This is a genomic window from Vibrio sp. S12_S33 (genome assembly GCF_963889785.1).
In the GTDB taxonomy this organism is placed as follows: domain Bacteria; phylum Pseudomonadota; class Gammaproteobacteria; order Enterobacterales; family Vibrionaceae; genus Vibrio; species Vibrio aestuarianus.
The window spans coordinates 1-982 of sequence record NZ_CAWPQZ010000173.1 but is presented as its reverse complement, the minus strand read 5'-3'; the positions used below and the strand labels follow the sequence as shown (position 1 = coordinate 982).

The following is a 982-nucleotide window of genomic DNA, read 5'->3' as shown; positions in this document are numbered from 1 at the left end:
TTAACATAACAAGAAATTTAAGAGTGATTCACAACGCTCGGCGCTTTCACTTCAAGCTAGTTTAGTGTTTATGGCACAATGCTTTAGGTCAGGTGGCTAGCGTTGTTCACACCTTAATTTGGCGTTAGGCATAAGGAAATTATGGAACTCATTCAGCTAAATGAAAATGAGCTAAAAATGTTGCGTTATGGTCAATCTGATCTCAAGTATATGATCGACGGAGTTCCTCCAAATCATGTTTTAGAGCGCTCTCTTAATCATTATCGTGATTCGATATGTGAAGTTTGGTCTTTACCATACTTTATGACGTCAAATGACCAGTTAATTGGCAGTTGTGGTTTCAAGAATCCACCGAACGACGGTCGAGTTGAAATTGGCTACAACGTTTCTTCTAGCCATCAAGGTAAAGGTATTGCAACTTTAGCAGTTAACAAACTTTGCCAAATAGCGTTTGAATCTGGTTTGGTCAAAGTTGTCTTTGCATTGATATCTTCTGAGAACTCTGCGTCACTTAATGTTGTTCGCAAAAATGGATTCATTTATAAAAACATTGTTGTGGATAGTGATGGTGAGTCATTAGAATGTTGGGAATTAAGTAATAAAATCAGCACGTTGGGAAATGCCTAACAAAGCGTTAAAGCGGGACTTGGCACGCGTGGCATTTTCAATTTGCGTAAGGTTTAGTGGTTAAGGTGCTATGCGGTTACTTTTGTATTGCGTGCCTGCGCCCCTTAACGCGGCGTTATGTGTTTGGTCAGTTTTTTAGGTCAAAGCTACGATTTCATTGAAAATTCGTTCCGTGTTTTCGGCAAGTTGACTTGGCCGAAATGATTTTGTGGAACTTCTGAAGTTGAGCGTTTTCAAGGTTCTTGGGTTGCCTCAATTAAGTTTTGGATCTGGCTTGTGTTGAGTTTCGTCAGTTTCAAATCGCTTTAATTGAAATGTCCTTTTGACTGGTTTTCTTGCTGACATTCAGCTCTGA

1 protein-coding gene is annotated in these 982 nt (G+C 39.5%); it reads left to right on the top strand.

Going from position 1 to position 982, the window contains the following annotated elements:
* The first annotated feature begins 141 nt into the window (after positions 1–141).
* Complete coding sequence (locus AACW06_RS19705) at positions 142–627, top strand: GNAT family N-acetyltransferase (RefSeq protein WP_192076352.1); 486 nt, start codon at positions 142–144, stop codon at positions 625–627.
* The last annotated feature ends 355 nt before the right edge of the window (positions 628–982 follow it).

What these genes read in the sequence shown, in the direction of transcription:
- AACW06_RS19705 (WP_192076352.1), top strand. Translation starts at nt 142, where the DNA reads ATGGAACTCATTCAGCTAAATGAAAATGAGCTAAAAATGTTGCGTTAT.